Source organism: Nonomuraea corallina (assembly GCF_027620315.1).
In the GTDB taxonomy this organism is placed as follows: Bacteria; Actinomycetota; Actinomycetes; order Streptosporangiales; family Streptosporangiaceae; genus Nonomuraea; species Nonomuraea corallina.
This window is the reverse complement of the sequence record NZ_JAPNNL010000150.1, coordinates 1-18,019: the sequence shown is the minus strand read 5'-3', so window position 1 is coordinate 18,019 and position 18,019 is coordinate 1. Positions and strand designations below refer to the sequence as shown.

General features: G+C 72.1%; 16 protein-coding genes. 4 read left to right on the top strand and 12 right to left on the bottom strand.

What is annotated here, in order from left to right:
* Window positions 1-37 precede the first annotated feature (37 nt).
* Entirely contained in the window at window positions 38-1,558 is a 1,521-nt protein-coding gene (locus OUY22_RS28360; protein ID WP_270158243.1) for an MFS transporter, read from the bottom strand.
* Window positions 1,555-2,256, bottom strand: coding sequence for an SRPBCC family protein (locus OUY22_RS28355; RefSeq protein ID WP_270158242.1), 702 nt, complete (start codon window positions 2,254-2,256; stop codon window positions 1,555-1,557). Before OUY22_RS28355 ends, OUY22_RS28360 begins: the two co-directional genes overlap by 4 nt.
* 135 nt (window positions 2,257-2,391) lie before the next feature.
* Here OUY22_RS28355 and OUY22_RS28350 point away from each other — a divergent pair, with 135 nt between their 5' ends.
* The gene (locus tag OUY22_RS28350) at window positions 2,392-3,030 is read left to right on the top strand and encodes a DUF998 domain-containing protein (RefSeq protein WP_270158241.1); all 639 of its coding nucleotides are present in this window, start codon (window positions 2,392-2,394) and stop codon (window positions 3,028-3,030) included.
* Window positions 3,031-3,276: 246 nt separating this feature from the next.
* Here OUY22_RS28350 and OUY22_RS28345 read toward each other — a convergent pair whose 3' ends face one another.
* The 3 genes from OUY22_RS28345 to OUY22_RS28335 all read right to left on the bottom strand — a co-directional run bounded on the left by OUY22_RS28345 (window position 3,277) and on the right by OUY22_RS28335 (window position 4,737).
* Window positions 3,277-3,768 carry a class I SAM-dependent methyltransferase gene (locus tag OUY22_RS28345; protein WP_270158244.1) on the bottom strand — a complete coding sequence of 164 codons (492 nt, stop codon included), beginning with the start codon at window positions 3,766-3,768 and terminating at the stop codon, window positions 3,277-3,279.
* 212 nt (window positions 3,769-3,980) lie between these two features.
* Window positions 3,981-4,217: a cell division protein CrgA gene (locus OUY22_RS28340; RefSeq protein WP_270158240.1), complete on the bottom strand. Its 237-nt coding sequence runs from the start codon at window positions 4,215-4,217 to the stop codon at window positions 3,981-3,983.
* 67 nt (window positions 4,218-4,284) lie between these two features.
* Complete coding sequence (locus tag OUY22_RS28335) at window positions 4,285-4,737, bottom strand: rhodanese-like domain-containing protein (RefSeq protein WP_270158239.1); 453 nt, start codon at window positions 4,735-4,737, stop codon at window positions 4,285-4,287.
* Window positions 4,738-4,831: 94 nt separating this feature from the next.
* On the opposite strand from OUY22_RS28335, the gene OUY22_RS28330 reads away from it, so the two are divergent.
* Entirely contained in the window at window positions 4,832-5,293 is a 462-nt protein-coding gene (locus tag OUY22_RS28330; RefSeq protein ID WP_270158238.1) for an Lrp/AsnC family transcriptional regulator, read from the top strand.
* A gap of 7 nt (window positions 5,294-5,300) precedes the next feature.
* Here the strand turns inward: OUY22_RS28330 and OUY22_RS28325 are convergent, their stop codons facing one another.
* A complete protein-coding gene (locus OUY22_RS28325) occupies window positions 5,301-7,661 on the bottom strand; it encodes a SpoIIE family protein phosphatase (RefSeq protein WP_270158237.1) in 2,361 nt (786 codons plus the stop codon).
* 46 nt (window positions 7,662-7,707) lie between these two features.
* A complete protein-coding gene (locus tag OUY22_RS28320; RefSeq protein WP_408638215.1) occupies window positions 7,708-11,919 on the bottom strand; it encodes a HAMP domain-containing protein in 4,212 nt (1,403 codons plus the stop codon).
* A gap of 251 nt (window positions 11,920-12,170) precedes the next feature.
* Here OUY22_RS28320 and OUY22_RS28315 point away from each other — a divergent pair, with 251 nt between their 5' ends.
* Complete coding sequence (locus OUY22_RS28315; RefSeq protein WP_270158235.1) at window positions 12,171-12,542, top strand: YciI family protein; 372 nt, start codon at window positions 12,171-12,173, stop codon at window positions 12,540-12,542.
* Window positions 12,539-13,783, top strand: a complete 1,245-nt coding sequence (locus OUY22_RS28310; RefSeq protein ID WP_270158234.1) for an RNA polymerase sigma factor — start codon at window positions 12,539-12,541, stop codon at window positions 13,781-13,783. Before OUY22_RS28315 ends, OUY22_RS28310 begins: the two co-directional genes overlap by 4 nt.
* Here the strand turns inward: OUY22_RS28310 and hydA are convergent.
* From hydA to OUY22_RS28285, 5 genes are all read right to left on the bottom strand, one after another.
* Window positions 13,717-15,132 (bottom strand): dihydropyrimidinase, encoded by a 1,416-nt coding sequence (hydA, locus tag OUY22_RS28305; protein ID WP_270158233.1) that lies wholly within the window; start codon window positions 15,130-15,132, stop codon window positions 13,717-13,719. The two genes, OUY22_RS28310 and hydA, sit on opposite strands and share 67 nt — an antisense overlap.
* Window positions 15,129-15,518 carry an allophanate hydrolase-related protein gene (locus OUY22_RS28300; protein WP_270158232.1) on the bottom strand — a complete coding sequence of 130 codons (390 nt, stop codon included), beginning with the start codon at window positions 15,516-15,518 and terminating at the stop codon, window positions 15,129-15,131. The genes hydA and OUY22_RS28300 overlap by 4 nt, the downstream gene beginning before the upstream one ends.
* An 11-nt stretch (window positions 15,519-15,529) precedes the next feature.
* A complete protein-coding gene (locus OUY22_RS28295) occupies window positions 15,530-16,324 on the bottom strand; it encodes an ATP-binding cassette domain-containing protein (RefSeq protein ID WP_270158231.1) in 795 nt (264 codons plus the stop codon).
* Window positions 16,321-17,172, bottom strand: coding sequence for an ABC transporter ATP-binding protein (locus tag OUY22_RS28290; protein WP_270158230.1), 852 nt, complete (start codon window positions 17,170-17,172; stop codon window positions 16,321-16,323). The genes OUY22_RS28295 and OUY22_RS28290 overlap by 4 nt, the downstream gene beginning before the upstream one ends.
* A partial coding sequence (locus OUY22_RS28285; protein WP_270158229.1) for an ABC transporter permease occupies window positions 17,169-18,019 on the bottom strand: 851 nt, incomplete at its 5' end. The genes OUY22_RS28285 and OUY22_RS28290, both read right to left, overlap by 4 nt.

Genomic DNA, 18,019 nt, shown 5'->3' with positions numbered 1-18,019 from the left:
TGATCGATCGGCCGCGCCCGCGCCCGCGCTCAGCCGGTCACCGGTCCTGTCCGGCGCTCTGCTCCCGCAGGGTGAAGTGCGCCAGGACGGCCAGCCCGAGGAACACGACGGCGGCGATCCAGCCCACGAGGTGCACGGCGTGGGTGAAGGCCTCACGGGCCGCCAGCGCCAGCGCCTTCCCAGCGGCTTCCGGCAGCGCGGCGGCCACGACGAGGGCGTGGTCCAGCCCGTCCAGCGCGCTCTTGGGCCCGCCGCCGATCGAGGCCGACAGGTGGGTGCGGTACGCGAGCGCGGCGACGCTGCCGAGCACCGCTACCCCGACCGCGACCCCGAACTCGCCGCTGGTCTCCGAGATCGACGCCGCGGAGCCGGCGCGTTCCTCCGGAGCGGCGGCCATGAGCGCGCTCGCGCCGAGAGACATCGGCGCGGCCACCCCGAACGAGGCCAGCGCCATCCCGGCGACCAGCGGAGCGAACAGCCCCACCTGGACCTGGGCCAGCAGGACGAACCCGGCGGCGCCGACGACCAGACCGGCCGCCATCACCGCCGAGGGCCGCAGCCTCCTGGCCAGGATCGGCGCCGCGACGAAGCCGAGCACCATGGCGATGTTCTGCGGGATGAGCCAGAGCCCCGCGTCCCAGGGCGGCAGCCGGGCCACCGACTGCAGGTGGATCGCGACCACCAGCGACGTCCCCGCCATGACGACGCCGCCGAGGCCGGTCATGGCCAGCGCGCCGCTGAACGCCGGGTTCCGGAACAGGTGGAGGTCGACCAGCGGCTGCGACAGGTGACGCTGGCGCCGGAGGAAGACGTACCCGGACAGCAGTCCCACGAGGACGGCGAGGCCGGGCCCCGGCGTCCAGCCGATCCTGGCGAACTCCTTGACGCCCCACGCGAGCGGCAGGATGGCCAGCAGGGAGAGGCCCACGCTCGGCAGGTCGATCATGCCGTGGCCGTCGTCCCGGGACTCGGGCAGCAGCCACGGCCCCGCCACCAGCAGCAGCGCCATCACCGGCACCCCGAGCAGGAAGACCGAACCCCAGCCGAAGGCGCTGATCAGGCTGCCGCCGATGATCGGTCCGGCGAGCATGCCGAGCATGAAGCAGCCGAACCACACGCTGATCGCCACCGGCATCGCGTCCGTGCCGGCGAAGATCGTACGGATCGTGGCGAGAGTCGTCGGCATCAGCGTCGCGCCGGCGACGCCCATGAGCGCCCGGGCGGCGATCAGCATCTCCGGGCTGACGGAGAAGGCGGCCATCGTGGAGGCGGCGCCGAAGGCGGCGGCGCCGGCGAGCATGAGCTTGCGGCGGCCGATCCGGTCGCCGAGCGAGCCCATCGTGATGAGGAACCCGGCGAGCAGGAACCCGTAGATGTCCAGGATCCACAGTTGTTCGGTCGCTCCGGCGCCGAGTTCGCGGGTCATCGTCGGCAGGGCGAGGTAGAGCACGCTCACGTCGATCGACAGCAGCAGCGCGGGCAGCGCGAGCACGAAGAGCCCGAGCCAGGCCCTCCCGGTGGGCTTCGGCGGGGTCCGCGTCAGGGGCTCGGCCGTCATGGCGCGGCCGCCGTCCCGTAGAGCTCCCGCAGCCAACCGGCCCAGGCGTTCGCCGAGTCCCGCTCGGGGCGGGCCTGGACGCCGTACTCGTACACACCCAGGGCGACCGGGGAGCCGAAGCGGTTGCGGCCGAAGACGCGGTAGAGGGCGTCCTCGGTGCGGACGCCGATGAAGGCGTCGTCGTGGAGGTCGAGCACCGCGGCCTTGGCGGGGGCGCCGGGCACGGGCAGGGTGAGCTCGGAGCCGGTGGGCGCGTCCGGCGCGATGCCCCAGGCGGCGCGGATGACGCCGAGGGCTCCGTGGGTGATCGACGACTTCGGTGCGAGCACCTCGAACCGGCGGAACTTCCGGCCGCGGAAGTACCTGAGGTACTGGCCGAGGGTGTGCAGGTACACGTCCGTGTGGCGGCGCGCGCCCTCGTACTCGTTCTCCCAGTCGTCGACGAAGACTCCGCTGTGCACGTACCGGAGGTACGAGCCGCCAGGGGCCGGGGCGATGTCGAACGCGATCTGGTTGAACCAGTCGCCGATCTCCGTGCGCAGCACGCCCCGGTGGGGTGGCTCCCATACCAGAACGGTGCTCCTGGCCAGGTCCAGCGGAATGGACCAGGCGGCGGAGTCGCGTGTCACCGCCTGCCAGACGTCCTCGGGCTCGGCGGGCAGCTCGCTCTCTCGCTCGATCCGAAAATCACTGCTCATGGGCGTGCTCCGATCTCATGGCGGCCAGTCTGCACCGAGTGGCTAATTTTGTCTAGACAACGATCACCTCCTTGACAAAAATAAGTGTCGGTAGTTCCATGGAGCCATCACCCCCCGCTCCGAAGGGATCGTTCAGTGACCAACGCCCGCCTCCCCCTCGCCTTCGGGCCGTTCGCGGCCGTCCTGTTCGTCGCCGTCGCGACGCTCGAAGCGGCCTCCCGGCCGGCCTTCGACCTGACCAGGCACGCGATCAGCATGCTCAGCCTCGGTGACCGCGGCTGGCTGATGGCGGCCACCTTCGTCATCAGCGGGATCGCGGTCATCGCACTGGCGATCGGACTGCGCGAGGCGCGGGCCGGCCGAACGGTCACCGTCGCCGGGCCCATCCTCATCGGAGTCTTCGGCGCCGGCCTGGTCCTGGCCGGGATCTTTCCCGCGCCCGCCGGCCTCGGATTCCCCGAGGGCACCCCGCTGGACCTGCAGCCGGTGATGACCACCACCGCGATCATGCACTCCGTGGCCTTCAACCTGGCGTTCGGCTCACTGATCGCCGCGACGTTCGTCTTCGGGCGGGCGTACGGCCGCGAGCGCGGCCGCCTCTGGCAGGTCGCCTCGATCGCGACCGGCGTGGCCCTGCCCGTGCTCATCGTCGCCGGCATGGCGGTGCTGATCCCGACGGGGGTCGCGTTCTACGCGGCGGCGATCCTCGCCTGGCTGTGGCTCGCGGCGATCGCCCTGGAGCACGCGAAGCGGGTCCGCGTCCCCCAGGCGTGACGCCCGGCGCGCGAGGCCAGGGACACCCCCGCCCCCTCGCCCGGACGACGGCGCGTGAGACTCGGGACATTCCCCCGCCTCCCGCCCAGACGATCGGTGCGTGAGATTCGGGACACCCGCCCCCTCGCCCAGAAGACCGGCACGCCTGCGGGAACCCCGGCCAGGCTGACCGGGCCGTACCTCCCGAGCGCCCCGTCGAGAGACGCCTTCGACTCCGTCGGTTCCCGACGGGGTCGAAGGCGTTGATCAGCCGGCTGCCCGGCTCCCCGATCCCCAGAAGAACGGCCCAGAGGTCGGGTGGACGCCGATGCGCCAGCCGAGCCCCGTCAGCCGCCGTTCGAGGTCCGCGGGCTCGTACGGGACCTTGACGATCCGGTGGCCGGCCCCGTCCGCGGACCGGCGGCGGATGGTCGTGGACCGCTCCCCCTCGATGAGCTCGTCGGCGCTGCGGTACGCGTCGTCGGCGAAGAACACGCGCCCTCCCGGTTCGAGGCAGTCGGCCACGAACTCCCAGAAGGACTCGAAGCGTCCCGGCGGGACATGCGACAGCCAGAACCCGAAGACGACGACGTCATAACGGCGGTCGGGCCGCCAGGAGAACAGGTCGGCGGTGACGAAGCGCACCCGCCCGGGGCCCACGCGGGCCGAGGCGAGGGCGATCATCTCCGGGGACGCGTCCACGGCCGTGACGTCCTCGGAGTGGCGCAGGAGCTGGGCGGTCCACCGGCCGGCCCGCAGGCGAGTTCGAGCACGCTGCCGGTCGGCCGGAACCCGTCGAGCGCCGCGGTCAGCTCGGCGTCGCCGGGGACGGCAGGGCGAGGCTTTCGTACTCCTCGGCGATCGTCCTGTAGTAGACGACCTGCTCGTTCAGTAACTCTCGGGAGTTCTCGGTGTTCGTCTGCTTCATGCCCCGATGATCACAGAAGCATCACGGAACCACAACAGCCCCGTCAGCGACGGCGGGCCGTCACGACGGCGGCCGTCACGAAGACCGCCAGGAAGACCCACCCCAGGCCGAAGAGGACGATTCCCACCAGGAGGTTCGCGTTGCCCAGGGCGGACAGGACCGGGAGCGTGGGATCGACGTAGAACAGCACGATCCACGCGATCCCGGCGAGCCAGCAGACGACCATCGCCACGGCAGGCCAGCGCGGCGCACGGGTGGATCGGGGGGACGGACCTGACATCGATGACCTCCTGAAGGGGTTCACCGGCATCCTAACCGGGCATGATCGCCGCCGTTGTGGACCTCGGTCAGCAGGCGCAGCCGACGGCGTCGACGGGCGCGGTCAGCGGGTCCGGGGCGCGGGTGACACGTCCGTGGTCGTTCTCGACCGGGTAGCCTTCGCGAGCCCAGTACTCGAAGCCGCCGATCATCTCCTTGACCTGGTAGCCGAGCTTGGCGAACTCCAGCGCGGCCCGGGTGGCGCCGTTGCAGCCCGGCCCCCAGCAGTAGGTGACGACCGGAAGGCCCGCGGGGATCTCCAGGGGCGCGCGCCGGGCGATCTCCGCGGTGGGCATGTGCAGCGCGCCCACGATCCGGCCCTGTGCCCAGGCGGTCTCGCCCCGGGAGTCGACGAGCGCGAACCGGGCGCCTTGTTCCTGGCCGGCGTGCACGTCGGAGGGGTCGGTCTCGTACTGGAGCTTGGCGGCGAAGTGGGCCACGAGCGCGTCGGAGGCGGGCGAGGATGACGGTGAGAGTGACATGCGGGACACGATACTGACGACGAAAGGGCTGATTGAAGGGCCGATCACCGGCATTAGTCCGCTTGAGCCGGGAATATGTGGCAATATCTCGGCAATGACCTTCACTATCCCTGTCGAGATCGACAAGGTCGACGCCGCCATACTCCAAGCCCTCCAGGCCAACGGCCGGCAGAGCGTGGCGGAGGTCGCGCGCGGCATCACCATGAGCCACAGCGCGACGGCCGAGCGCATCCGCCGGCTGGAACAGGCCGGGGTGATCACCGGCTACCACGCCCACGTCGACCCCGAACGACTCGGGTTCACGATCCTGGCCTACCTGCGGCTGCGCTACCCCAGCAGCGTCTACGAGCCGCTGCACAAACTGCTCGCCGAGCTCCCCGAGGTGATCGAGGCCCACCACGTCACGGGCGACGACTGCTTCGTCATGAAGGTCGTCGCCACCGACATGAGAGACCTGGAGCGGGTGAGCGGCCGGGTCGGCGCGCTCGGCAGCGTCACCACCAGCGTGGTCTACTCCTCACCGCTGCCGCCGCGACCGCTCCTGCCCCCGGCCTGACCCGCGGTCAGCGCAACTGGATGCCGACGATGCAGGTGTCGTCGTCGGTGTCGGAGCTGCTGTGGGTGAGCAGGTGGTCCAGGCGGTGCTCCAGGTTGGCGATCGGGTGGGCGGCCATGCGCAGCAGCTGCCCCTGGGAGTGGTCCAGGGTGCGGTCGCGGCGCTCGATCAGGCCGTCGGTGTACATCAGGAGGATGTCGTCCGAGGCCAGCTCCAGGCGCCCTTCGTCGTAGGTGGCGTCCGAGAGCGCGCCCAGGAGCAGTCCGTCGATCAGGTCCAGCTCCTCGACCCGGCCCTCCCTGATCAGGATCGGCGGCAGGTGCCCGGCCCTGGCCCAGCGCAGCACCCGGGTCTCCGGGTCGTACAGGCCGAGGATCGCGGTGGCCGTCACCTGGTCGGTCAGGTAGTGGGCGACCAGGTTGAGCCACGACAGCAGCTGCCCCGGCCCGGCCCCGGTGGCGGCCAGCCCGCGCAGCGCGTTGCGCAGCACGACCATGCCGGTGGCGGCCTCGATCCCGTGACCGGCCACGTCGCCCACCGACAGCAGGATCTGCTTGGTCGGCAGCACCACGGCGTCGTACCAGTCGCCGCCGACCAGGTGCTCCTTCTCCGCGGGCCGGTAGCGGACCGCGATGTTCAGGTCGAAGGCCTCCATCGGCTCCTGGCTGGGCGGCATGATCGCCTGCTGGAGCTGGAGGGTCAGCCGGTTGCGCTCGGCCGCCTGCTGCTCGGTGTGGGCGAGCTGGTCACGGGTGGCGGCCAGCGCCACCTCCGTCCAGTGCTGAGAGGAGATGTCCTGGTACGCGCCCCGGATGGTGAGCGGGCGGCCGTCGGCGTCGAACTCCGGCTCGGCCACGACCCGGATGTGCCGGGCGATCCCGTCGGAGCGCCGCAGCCTGAAGGCCGTCGAGCCGGGCCGGCGCTGGTGCAGCACCGTGCGCAGGAACCGGCCGATGGCCACGGCGTCGTCCGGGTGGGCGTGGTCGGCGAGCCGTTCGAGCGGGATGGGCGGGTCGCCCTCCTCCAGCCCGTACAGGGCGTACAGCTGGCTGTTCCAGATGATCCGCCCGGTGACGATGTTCTCCTCGAACCCGCCGATGCGGCCGAGCCGCTGCGCGTGCTGGAGCAGGCTGGCCAGCTGGGTGGCCTCGTCGTGCAGCCGCCAGACGAGCAGCACGCTGTCGCGGTGGCGGGTGATGCTCACCGAGGCGATGCTCGTCAGCGGCACCTGGTCGACCAGCGCGGTCATGGCCAGCTTGTCGGCGTGGAACGGCTCGCCGGTGGCGTGGACGCGTTCGATCTTGTCCCACAGCCCTCCGTCGCCTGCCGCCAGCGGGTACGCCTCCAGCAGCAGCGAGCCGACGACCATGTGCCGCGGCCGGCCGGCCGGGTCGGCGAAGCGGGCGTTGGCGTGCTGGATGCGGAAGTCGCGGAGCCGGCCCTCGTCGTCGAGGTGCGGGCGGAGCATGAGCGCGGTGTCGGGCAGGGTGTCGATCAGGGCGACGAGCTCGGACACGGCCTGCGGGTGGTGGGGACCCCCGGACCGGGTCGGCGCGTCGAAGGTGTAGGCGCTCAGCTCGGCGAGCGCCTCGATCTGCTTGCGGATCTGCGGCGGCTGCGGCGGCAGGGGCTCCGGCCAGGCGACCTCCAGGACGGCGAAGATCTGGCCGCCGGTGCCGGCCGGCACCGTGACCCGGCCGCCGGAGATCTCCCGCTGCCCGATGGAGGGCAGCCCGGCGGCGGACAGGCTCCGCAGCCAGACGCTCTGCCGGTTGACCAGGGCGCGCCGGGCCGGCGTCTCGACCCCCGGCGGCACGTACCGCCAGCGCCGCGCCTCCTCGTCGGACAGTCCGGCGTACCCGGCGAGGGTGAGCGAGGCGTCGGGGTTGGCCTCCCAGATGGCGACCGCGCTCGCGCCGAGCGGGGTCAGCGCGTGCTCCAGGAGCGACTCGGCCACCGCCTGGGAGTCGCCGGCCCGCAGCGCTCCGCTCTCGGCGCTGCGCAGCCGTACGGACAGGTCGGCCGCCTCGCGGGACGGCTCCTCCGCCTGCGTGGCGGCGAGGAAGGCGCGGGCGGTCTCACTGATCCGGTCCTGTGCCGCCTGGTTGATGATGTCGGCGGCCAGCTCCAGTTGCGTCACGCCGGCCTGCTCGGCCAGGTGGGCGAGCTGCTGGGCGGCGTCGGCCACGCTGCAGCGCAGCCGTTCGATCAAGATGCCCTTGGCCACCTCGATCAGGGCCCGCCCCTCGGCGGCCAGCTGGGCCTGGCGGACCTCCGCGCGCAGGCGCTCGATGGTCGCGGCCAGCCGGCCGACGTTCGTCTCCGGAACGGACTGCGGCCGGCCGTCGTCCGGCCGTGGGCTGTGCACTTCCTTGCTCCTTGCCAATGGCGCTGCCTCGGGGGGACGAGTGGGTCTACGCGGTGATCCAGTGCCGGATGCGCTCGATGAGATGGTCGGCGTCGACCGGTTTGGTCACGTAGTCGCTGGCCCCGGCCGCCAGGCTCTTGTCCTGGTCGCCCGGCATCGCCTTGGCCGTCACGGCGATGATGGGCAGGGTGGTGTACTGCGGCATGGACCGGATGTGGGCGGTCGCCGCGTAGCCGTCCATCTCCGGCATCATCACGTCCATCAGCACCACGTCGATCTCGGGGTGCGCGGTGAGCGTGTCGATGCCCTCGCGGCCGTTCTCCGCGTGCAGCACGTGCATGCCGTGGATCTCCAGCATGCTGGTGAGCGCGTACAGGTTGCGCGTGTCGTCGTCCACGACCAGCACCGTGCGGCCGGTCAGCGAGTCGTCGGCGGTCCGCGCGGCGGCCGGCCCGGCCTGCTGCGGCCGGGTGAGCGGCAGCACGTCGCCCGGCTGTTCGGCGGTCAGGTGCAGCGCGATCCGCTCGCGCAGCTCGTCCAGGCTGGACAGCAGCTCCAGCGGCTGGCCGTCGTCGCGCGCCAGCAGCTGCGCCTCCCGCTGCGGGTTGGCCCGCCAGTTGTTGTAGGCCAGCACCGGCACGGCCCGCAGCGCCGGGTCGCCGTCCATCGCCTCCAGGAGCTGGTAGGCCGCCTGGTCCGGCATGTCGAGGTCGATCACGATGAGGTGGCAGGGCTCGGCCGCGAGCGTGGTCGCCGCCTCCTGGGCGCCGACGACCGAGACGATCTCCACGTCGTTCCCGGTGGGGGTGAGCTCCGTCAGCACGCTCTCGGCCACCAGCGACAGCAGGCCGCGCGGCCGTTCCTCGATGACCAGGAGCCGGCGGTTGCGCTGGACGGGCTCCCGGTGCGGCGCGGGCTCCTCGGGCGCCGTCGTTCTCGCGGGCGTGGCCGGCTCCATCACGTCGAAGTCCGGCCGGGCGATCGGCAGGTAGAGCGTGAACGCGCTGCCCTGCCCCGGCGTGCTGGTCGCGGTGATCGCCCCGCCGAGCAGGTACGCGATCTCGCGGCTGATCGACAGGCCGAGCCCGGTGCCGCCGTACTTGCGGCTGGTGGTGCCGTCGGCCTGCTGGAACGCCCCGAAGATCACTTCGAGCTGCTGCTCCGGGATGCCGATGCCGGTGTCGATCACCCGCAGCGCGACGGCCGCGCCGTGGGCCCGCACCGAGGCGGGCAGCTCCGACGGCGTCGCCGTCTCGATCCGCAGCTCCACGCCGCCCGTCTCGGTGAACTTGACCGCGTTCGAGAGCAGGTTGCGCAGCACCTGGCGCAGCCGCGAGTCGTCGGTCAGGACCTCCAGCGGGATGCCGGGAGCGGTCACGATCCGGAAGTCGAGCCCCTTCTGGGTGGTCATCGGGCGGAAGGTGGCCTCGATGTCGTCCAGGAGGCGGCGCAGCGGGACGCGTTCGGGGTTGACGTCCATCTTGCCCGCCTCGACCTTCGACAGGTCGAGGATGTCGTTGATGAGCTGGAGCAGGTCCGACCCGGCCGAGTGGATGATGCCGGCGTACTCGACCTGCTTGGCCGTCAGGTTGCGGCTGTGGTTCTGGGCGAGCAGCTGGGCCAGGATGAGCAGCGAGTTGAGCGGGGTGCGCAGTTCGTGGCTCATGTTGGCGAGGAACTCGCTCTTGTACTTGGAGGCCAGCGCGAGCTGCTGGGCCCGGTCCTCCAGCTCCTGGCGGGCCTGCTCGATCTCCAGGTTCTTGGTCTCGATGTCCTGGTTCTGGCTGGCCAGCAGGCGGGCCTTCTCCTCCAGCTCGGCGTTGGAGCGCTGGAGCTCCTCCTGCTGGTTCTGCAGCTCCTCGGAGCGGGCCTGCAGCTCGGCGGTCAGCCGCTGGGACTCCACCAGCAGCTCGTCGGTGCGGGCGTTGGCGACGATGGTGTTGAGGTTGACGCCGATGCTCTCCATGAGCTGGTCCAGGAACGCCCGGTGGACCGAGGTGAACGCGTACACCGAGGCCAGCTCGATGACGCCGAGCACCTGCTCCTCGACCACGATGGGCAGCACGATCACCGAGACCGGGCTGGTCCGGCCGAGCCCGGAGGTGACCGTGAGGTAGTCGGTCGGGATGTCGGTCATGGCGATGGTGCGCCGGGTCCTGGCCGCCTGGCCGATCAGCGCCTCGCCCATGCGGAAGCTGGTCGGCCGGTCCGTCTGGTAGCCGTAGGCGCTGATGAGCCGCAGTTCGTCGTCGCCCGCCAGGAAGAACGCGCCGTACTGGGCCGAGACCAGCGGCGCCAGCTCGTTCAGCACCAGCTCGGCCACCGTGGACAGGTCGCGGTGCCCCTGGATGAGGCTGGACATGCGGGCCAGGTTGGACTTGAGCCAGTCCTGCTCCTGGTTGGCCCGGGTGGTCTCGCGCAGCGACTTGACCATCGAGTTGATGTTGTCCTTGAGGTCGGCCAGCTCGCCCTCGGCGTCCACGGTGATCGAGCGGGTCAGGTCGCCCGAGGTCACGGCGCTGGTCACCTCGGCGATGGCGCGGACCTGGCGGGTGAGGTTGCCGGCCAGCTCGTTGACGTTCTCCGTCAGCCGCTTCCAGGTGCCGGAGACGCCCGCGACCTCGGCCTGCCCGCCGAGCCGGCCCTCGCTGCCCACCTCGCGGGCGACCCGGGTGACCTCCGCGGCGAACGCGCTGAGCTGGTCGACCATCGTGTTGATGGTGGTCTTCAGCTCCAGGATCTCGCCGCGGGCGTCGACGTCGATCTTGCGGGTCAGGTCGCCCTTGGCGACGGCCGTGGTGACCTGGGCGATGCTGCGCACCTGGTTGGTCAGGTTGTCGGCCATCGAGTTGACGTTGTCGGTGAGGTTCTTCCAGGTGCCGGCCACGTTCGGGACCCGGGCCTGGCCGCCGAGCTGGCCTTCGGTGCCGACCTCGCGGGCCACCCGGGTCACCTCGTCGGCGAAGGCGGACAGCGTGTCGACCATCGTGTTGATGGTCTGCGCCAGCGCGGCGACCTCGCCCTTCGCCTCGACCGTGATCTTCTGCGACAGGTCGCCCTTGGCCACCGCGGTCGCCACCTGGGCGATGCTGCGCACCTGGCTGGTCAGGTTGGAGGCCATGACGTTGACGTTGTCGGTGAGGTCCTTCCAGGTCCCCGACACGCCCCGGACCGTGGCCTGGCCGCCCAGGTTGCCCTCGGTGCCGACCTCGCGGGCCACCCGGGTCACCTCGTCGGCGAAGGCGGACAACTGGTCGACCATCGTGTTGATGGTCTCCTTGAGCTCCAGGATCTCGCCCCGGGCGTCCACCCGGATCTTCTGCGTCAGGTCGCCCTTGGCGACGGCGGTGGTCACCTGGGCGATGCTGCGCACCTGGGCGGTGAGGTTGTCGGCCATGACGTTGACCGACTCCGTCAGGTCCTTCCAGGTGCCGGAGACGCCCTTGACGTCGGCCTGGCCGCCCAGCCGTCCGTCGGTGCCGACCTCGCGGGCGACCCTGGTGACCTCCGCGGCGAACGCGCTGAGCTGGTCGACCATGGTGTTGAGGGTGTTCTTCAGCTCCAGGATCTCGCCCCGGGCGGACACCGTGATCTTCTGCGACAGGTCGCCGCGCGCCACCGCGGTCGCCACCTGCGAGATGTTGCGCACCTGGTCGGTGAGGTTGCCGGCCATGAAGTTGACCGAGTCGGTGAGGTCGCGCCAGGTGCCCGCCACGCCCTTGACGTCCGCCTGGCCGCCGAGCTGGCCCTCGGTGCCGACCTCGCGGGCCACCCGGGTCACCTCGTCGGCGAACGACGACAGCTGGTCGACCATGGTGTTGACGGTGTTCTTCAGCTCCAGGATCTCGCCCCGGGCGTCCACCGTGATCTTCTGCGACAGGTCGCCCCTGGCGACGGCCGTGGTGACCTGGGCGATGCTGCGCACCTGGTCGGTGAGGTTGCCCGCCATGGCGTTGACCGAGTCGGTGAGGTCCTTCCAGGTCCCCGACACCGACGGCACCTCGGCCTGGCCGCCGAGCCGGCCCTCGGTGCCGACCTCGCGGGCGACCCTGGTCACTTCGGAGGTGAACTGCGACAGTTGGTCCACCATCCCGTTGAACACCGAGGCGATCTCGCCGAGCAGGCCGTCGTCGTCCTCCGGGAGCCGGGTGCGGAAGTCGCCGTCGCGCACGGCCGTGAGCCCGTCGAGCAACTGCCGCAGCTCCGGCTCACTGACCTCGCTGCCGTGGACCGGGGCGCCTGAGCCGCGAGACCTCATGTCAGTCATGTCATCCTCGTTGCTCTTGTCGTACGCGCGGACCTGCGGAGCGCGGACTTACGATTCCGGCGATGGGCGGGGCCGTACTCCTGAAAGCCCATTGGAGATTACTAGACCGTGTCACCGTTTTCTTCGCCGGGAGCAACCGAAAATCTTGGCTCCGGAGGAAGGTAGGTCAAGACTGCGCCGCCGGTTCCGACCCATGCCTGGAAGAGGCCCGTCCCAGGGCTCGGCGAGCACGAGGAGTAGCGATGAAGTTTCAGATCAGCATGCACATCAACCCGGCCGTGCTGGACGCGCTGACCGACGAGGAGAGGGCCGCGATCGGCGACGGCCACGGCAAATTCGTCCAGGAGTTGAAGGACTCCGGCGAGCTGGTCTTCACCCAGGCGCTGGTGGACCCGTCGCAGGCCGCCGTGGTGTCGGTGCGCGACGGCCGGCCGGTGGTGACCGACGGCCCCTTCCTGGAGGCCAAGGAGTACCTCGGCGGCTTCTACCTGGTCGACTGCGAGAGCAGGGAACGGGCGATCGAGCTGGCGGCGCGGATCCCGGACGCCGCGATCGAGGGGCTGGGGATCGAGGTGCGCCAGGTGATGTTCGCCGACGGACAGTTGGAGGCATGACGGGCCCGCCCGTCGAGGACCTGCTGCGCGGGCTCGCGCCGCAGGTCCTCGGCACTCTCGTACGCCGCTACGGCCAGTTCGAGAACTGTGAGGACGCGGTGCAGGAGGCGGTGCTCGCCGCCGCCGTGCGGTGGCCGGCCGAGGGCGTGCCGTCCAGCCCCCGAGGCTGGCTGACGACGGTGGCGTCCCGGCGGCTCATCGACCAGATCCGCAGCGATCACGCCCGGCGCGAGCGGGAGTCGGCGACGGCCGCCGACGCGCCGCCCGAGCAGGTGCCGGACACCGACGACACGCTCGTCCTGCTGTTCCTGTGCTGCCATCCGGCGCTGACCGCGGCCTCCCAGACGGCGCTGACGCTGCGTGCGGTCGGCGGCCTGACCACCGCCGAGATCGCCCGCGCGTTCCTCGTGCCGGAGGCCACCATGGCGGCCAGGATCAGCCGGGCCAAGCAGCGCGTCAGGGCCGCCGGCAGCACCTTCCGCCTCCCGCCGGCCGGCGCGGAGCGCGAGGAGCGGCTCCGGGTCGTCCTGCACGTGCTCTACCTGATCTTCAACGAGGGCTACACCGCCTCCTCCGGCAGCGAGCTGCACCGCCCCGACCTCGCGCGCGAGGCGATCAGGCTGACGCGGATGGTCCGCGCCCAGTTGCCCGGCGACGACGAGGTCACCGGCCTGCTCGCGCTGATGCTGCTGACGGACGCCCGCCGCGAGGCGCGGACGACGGCGGCGGGCGACCTGGTCCCCCTGGACGAGCAGGACCGGACGGCGTGGGACCGTGGCCTGATAGCCGAGGGCACCGAGCTGGTCAAGGCGGCGCTGGCCGGCCCGGCGCTGGGGCCCTACCAGTTGCAGGCCGCCATCGCCGCCACGCACGCCGACGCGGCCACGGCCGGGGAGACCGACTGGGCACAGGTGCACGCGCTCTACCTGATCCTGGAGCGGATCGCGCCCAACCCGATGGTCACGCTCAACCGGGCGATCGCGCTCGCCGAGATCCAGGGCCCGCGGGCCGGGCTGGATCTGCTCGCCGCGCTGGACGGCGACGAGCGGATGCGCGGGCACCACCGGCTGCTGTCGGTGCGGGCGCACCTGCTGGAGAAGGCCGGAGACGCGGCGGGGGCCCACGAGCACTACCGCCGCGCCGCGAAGGCCACCGCCAGCATCGCCGAGCGGCGTTACCTGGAGGCGCGGGCCGCCCGGGTGCGGCCACCCGGTGACGTGACCGGGCCGGCGGCCAGGTGACGGCCGCGCGGCTCGGGGTCGGCGAGCACGCCGTCGTGGACGACCACCCGGCCACCGACCAGCACGGTCCGCGGGCGGCCCGTGACCGCCATGCCCTCGTACGGGGTGTAGTCGGTCGCCATGTGGAGCGCCTCGGAGGTGATCGTCCACTGGGCCGACGGGTCCCAGATGGCGACGTCGGCGTCGGCGCCCGGCATGAGGGTGCCCTTGCGCGGATACAGGCCGTTGGCCCGCGCCGGGTTGGCGGCGGTCAGCTCGACGAAGCGGGTGACCGGCAGGCCGCCGCCCGTCACGAACTCGGAGAAGACCACCGGAAGCCTGGTCTCCACTCCCGGCAGGCCGTTCGGCATGACGCGCACGTCGGACCGGCGTGACTCCTTCTGCGCCAGGTCGTAGCAGCAGTGGTCGCTGCCGATCGTGGTGATCTCGCCGGTGGCCAGGTGGCGGGCGAGCCCGTCCACCACCGGGCGCGGGCGCAGCGGCGGGCAGCACACGAACCGCTCGGGGGTGGCCCCGGCGTAGAGCGAGTCGTCCAGCACCAGGTGGTGGGCGACGGACTCGGAGTAGGCGGCCACGCCGCGCCGCCGGGCCGCGGCGACGAGTTCGACGGCCTCGGGCGTGGACTGGTGGACGAAGTAGACCGGCGCCCGGAGCGACTCGGCGATGGCCAGGACCTCGGCGACCGAGGCGGTCTCGGCCAGCTCGGGCCGGGTCGCCGCCATGTGCTCGGCGCCGATCCGGCCGTCGTGCGAGCAGCGCGTCTGGGTGTCCTCGATGATGTGGTTGGCCTCGCAGTGGATCACCACCATGCCGCCGAGGTCGCGCAGCGTGGCCATGGTGCGCAGGATGGTGTCCTCGTCGGCCATCGTCTCGCCGCGGTAGGTGGTGAACATCTTCACCGTCGGCATGCCGTCGGCGACCAGCGAGCGGAGCTGCTCGGGCACCGTTTCGTCCCACTCCACGACGCAGGCGTGCAGCGCGCTGTCGCAGAGCCCGCCCGCGGCCCTGGCCCGCTGGGCGTGGGCGGCGTCGGCGGGAGACTGGCCGGGGCGCGGGATGGCGAAGTCCACGATGGTGGTGGTGCCGCCGAACACCGCCGCGGTGGTGCACTGCGCGTAGTCGTCCAGCGAGGTGAAGTCGCCGGAGGTGAAGCCGACGTGGCAGTGCGGGTCCACGCCGCCGGGCAGCACCAGCATGCCGCGGGCGTCGATCTCGGTGACGCCGCGCGGCGCGGGCGTGCCGGGCTCGGCGAGCGCGGTCACCTTGCCGCCGGCGAGGAACACGTCCGCCGGGGCGGTCCAGCCCGCCTCGGCGACCGTGCCGCCGCGGATCACGACGGGGGCGCTCATCTGCCGTCTCCGGCCAGGTGGGCCCGCCAGCCGCCGGCCTCGCTGATGTCGGTGACGCCCGGCGCCTCCAGCGCCTCGGCCCGCATCCGCATCGACAGCGAGCCGCTGCCGTCGGCCAGCTCGATCACGCCCAGCTCCAGCTCGGGCGGCTCGCCCGGCAGCAGGTGCTCGCGCAGGATCTCGTAGGTCACCTCGTACAGCTCGCCGGGCACCGCGTGGCCGTCCTCGGCGACCGGGTGGAGGCCGGGGAACTCGTCGCGTACCGAGTAGAACCGGTAGCGGGGCGCGGTGGTCGCCGGTCCCAGGAACCGCGCGCCGGCCAGCGCGGCGTTCAGGCTGCCGCCCGACATCGCCTGGCCGTTGACGAACATGCGCAGATTCTCCACGTGGGGCTCCTTCATGCGGTGGTGTGGCGCTGCCTGGCGACGGCCGGGTCCGGGACGGGGACGGCGTCCAGCAGCGAACGGGTGTAAGGGTGGGAGGGCGCGTCGTAGATCTGCTCGCGGGTGCCGATCTCGGCCAGCTCGCCGTTGAGCATGACGGCCACCCGGTCGCACAGGTAGTAGACGACCGCCAGGTCGTGCGCGATGAACAGGATCGACAGGCCCAGCCGCTCGCGCAGGTCACGCAGCAGGTTCAGCACCTGGGCCTGGACCGAGACGTCCAGCGACGAGACCGGCTCGTCGCAGATGAGCAGCCGCGGGCTCACCGCGAGGGCCCGGGCGATGGAGATGCGCTGGCGCTGCCCGCCGGAGAAGGAGCGGGGATGGCGGTCCAGGTGCTCGGCCGCCATGCCGACCGTCTCCAGCAGCTCCGCCGCCCGGTCGCGGCGACGCCGGCGGTCCGGCTCCAGCCCGTGCACGAGCAGCGGCTCGCCGATGAGCTCGGCCACTGTCATGCGCGGGTTCAGCGACGAGTACGGGTCCTGGAAGACCATCTGCATGTCGGCCCGCAGCGCCCGCAGCTCACGCCGGCCGGCGGCCAGCACGTCACGGCCGCCGAGCAGGACCTGCCCGCTGTCCGGGTCGGTGAGCCGGGTGACGCAGCGCGCGGTGGTGGACTTGCCCGACCCGGACTCCCCCACCAGGCCGAGCACCTCGCCCGGCGCCACGTCGAAGGAGACGCCGCCCAGCACGCGCCGCCCGCCGAAGGTCTTGACCAGGTTCCTGACCTGGAGCAGCGGCTCGCTCACGGTGTCTCCTCCTCCTGCGCGCCCCGGGCGGCGGCGATCACCGCGAGCGGCTTGGTGACGTCGCCGCCGATGCGCGGGACGGCGGCCAGCAGCGCCCGGGTGTACGGGTCGCGGGGCTCGTTGTAGATCTGGTCGACGGTGCCGGTCTCGACCGCGCGGCCGTGCCGCATGACCACCGCCCGCTGGGCGAACCCGGCGACGATGCCCAGGTCGTGGGTGATCAGCAGGATCGACATGCCGCGCTCGTCGGCCAGCTCGTGCAGGAGCTCCAGCACCTTGGCCTGCACGCGCACGTCCAGCGCGGTCGTGGGCTCGTCGGCGATGAGCAGCGCGGGCTCGGCGATGACCGCGATGGCGATCACCACGCGCTGCCGCATGCCGCCGGAGAACTGGTGCGGGTAGTCGTCGGCGCGGTGCTCGGCGTCCCGCACGCCCAGCCGTTCCAGCAGCTCGATCGCGCGGCGGCGGGCTGCCTTCCTGGGCACGCCGCGGATGATCAGCGGCTGCATGACCTGGCGGCCGATGGTCATCACCGGGTTGAGCGAGGCCAGCGGGTCCTGGAAGACCAGGCCGACGCGGGCGCCGCGGATCTCGCGCATCCTGCGCTGCGGCAGCCCCAGCAGGTCGACGCCCTCCAGCTCGATCCGGCCGGAGAGCCGCGCGTCCGGGTCCAGCCGGAGCACGGCCCGCGCCGTGACCGACTTGCCGGAGCCCGACTCGCCGACCAGGGCGACCCGCTCGCCCGGCGCGAGGTCGAGGTCCACGCCGTGGACGACCTGCGCCGTCCCTCCCGGCGCCGGGTACGACACCCGCAGGTCGCGGATGCGGAGCAGCGGATCGGGGCTCATCGTGCCTCCCGGCGGATCGTCGGGTCGTTGCGCACCCGCAGCCAGTCGCCCACCAGGTTGAAGGCCAGGGCGGTCAGCAGCAGGGCCAGGCCCGGGAGGGCCACGGCCCACCAGGCGTTGGTGAGGTTGTTGGCCTCGCCGGCGATCATCGCGCCCCACTCGGCCGACGGCACCTGGGCGCCCACGCCGATGAAGGACAGGCCGGAGATCACCAGCATCACCGCTCCGACGTCCACGGTGGTCTGCACGTAGAGGGTGTTGAGCGCGTTCGGCAGGATGTGCCGGAAGATCAGCCGCGGCTGCGGCACGCCCAGCACGCGGGCCGCGTCGACGTACTCGGCGTCCTTGACCTCGCGGACCAGCGTGCGCGCCAGCCGCGCGTAGCCGGGCCACCAGGTGAGCGACAGCGCGATGACCGCGGACGACAGGCCGGGCCCGAGGGCGGCGGACAGGCCGAGGGCCAGGATGATCGCCGGCAGCGACAGGCCGATGTCGGTGATCCGCATGAGCACCTCGTCGACGACTTTCCCGCCGAGCGCCGCGACCGTGCCGATCAGCACGCCGATCACCGTGGAGGCGGCGATGACGACGAGCGTCGCGGGCAGGGTGACGCGCGCGCCGTGCAGGACGCGGCTCAGCACGTCCCGGCCGTTCGCGTCGGTGCCGAACCAGTGCTCGGCCGAGGGCGGCAGCAACGACCGGGTGAGGTCCACCGCGTACGGGTCGTACGGCGCGATCAGCGGCCCGACGGCCGCCATCGCGACCACCACGACCACCACGACCAGGGCGATCCCCTCGACGAAGGGCACGCGCTGCCGGATCCGGGTCGCCGCCCGGGTTCCGGCCG

What these genes read in the sequence shown, in the direction of transcription:
- OUY22_RS28360 (WP_270158243.1), bottom strand. Translation starts at nt 1,558, where the DNA reads ATGACGGCCGAGCCCCTGACGCGGACCCCGCCGAAGCCCACCGGGAGG.
- OUY22_RS28340 (WP_270158240.1), bottom strand. Translation starts at nt 4,217, where the DNA reads ATGTCAGGTCCGTCCCCCCGATCCACCCGTGCGCCGCGCTGGCCTGCC.
- hydA (WP_270158233.1), bottom strand. Translation starts at nt 15,132, where the DNA reads ATGAGCGCCCCCGTCGTGATCCGCGGCGGCACGGTCGCCGAGGCGGGC.
- OUY22_RS28290 (WP_270158230.1), bottom strand. Translation starts at nt 17,172, where the DNA reads ATGAGCCCCGATCCGCTGCTCCGCATCCGCGACCTGCGGGTGTCGTAC.
- OUY22_RS28335 (WP_270158239.1), bottom strand. Translation starts at nt 4,737, where the DNA reads ATGTCACTCTCACCGTCATCCTCGCCCGCCTCCGACGCGCTCGTGGCC.
- OUY22_RS28355 (WP_270158242.1), bottom strand. Translation starts at nt 2,256, where the DNA reads ATGAGCAGTGATTTTCGGATCGAGCGAGAGAGCGAGCTGCCCGCCGAG.
- OUY22_RS28330 (WP_270158238.1), top strand. Translation starts at nt 4,832, where the DNA reads ATGACCTTCACTATCCCTGTCGAGATCGACAAGGTCGACGCCGCCATA.
- OUY22_RS28320 (WP_408638215.1), bottom strand. Translation starts at nt 11,919, where the DNA reads ATGAGGTCTCGCGGCTCAGGCGCCCCGGTCCACGGCAGCGAGGTCAGT.
- OUY22_RS28315 (WP_270158235.1), top strand. Translation starts at nt 12,171, where the DNA reads ATGAAGTTTCAGATCAGCATGCACATCAACCCGGCCGTGCTGGACGCG.
- OUY22_RS28310 (WP_270158234.1), top strand. Translation starts at nt 12,539, where the DNA reads ATGACGGGCCCGCCCGTCGAGGACCTGCTGCGCGGGCTCGCGCCGCAG.